The following is a 511-nucleotide window of genomic DNA, read 5'->3' as shown; positions in this document are numbered from 1 at the left end:
GCCCAGGTGATCGAGATGGCGCCGATGGTGGTGATGCCGGCCGTACAAGAACAGGTCACCGCGTCCAGCGCGGCGACCTGTTCTTGTACGGCCGGCATCACCACCATCGGCGCCATCTCGATCACCTGGGCCGGTGGCGGACCGCCGTCCGCTTCGGTGACCATGGTGAGATTCTGCACTGCATAGGCGACCGCGACATGGGCTCCGAGGACCAGCGCGGCAGCACCGGCCCACAAGCCAAGGTCGCGCCAGCCGAAGCGCGACATCTGGACCGAGGGCACGGCGACCGCTTGCGTCATGGCGCCGCCGCACGGGTGGCTGTGGGCGCGGGGGCATTGGACGCGGGAGCCGTCTCCAGGCCGACCAGCGCGATCTTCAGATAGCCGGCACCGCGCAACAGGTTCATCGCCTCCATCAGGTCGCCATAGGCGACCGCCTTGTCGGCGCGCAGGAAGATGCGCGTCTGCTTGTCGCCCTTGGTCTTGGCGTCCAGCGTCGCGCCGAAAGCCGG

Annotated in this window: 1 protein-coding gene and 1 pseudogene; both read right to left on the bottom strand. The window is 68.7% G+C overall.

What is annotated here, in order from left to right:
* A pseudogene (locus tag ENZ74_RS33905) lies at nt 1-299 on the bottom strand (hypothetical protein); the annotation flags it as partial.
* The coding region (locus tag ENZ74_RS33900; RefSeq protein WP_206522417.1) for a biopolymer transporter ExbD at nt 296-511 on the bottom strand (216 nt) is incomplete at its 5' end. The gene ENZ74_RS33900 and the pseudogene ENZ74_RS33905, both read right to left, overlap by 4 nt.

The sequence above is a fragment of the Mesorhizobium sp. M7A.F.Ca.CA.002.15.2.1 genome, assembly GCF_003998715.1.
GTDB classification, from domain to species: Bacteria; Pseudomonadota; Alphaproteobacteria; order Rhizobiales; family Rhizobiaceae; genus Mesorhizobium; species Mesorhizobium ciceri.
This window is presented reverse-complemented; position numbering and strand designations above follow the sequence as displayed.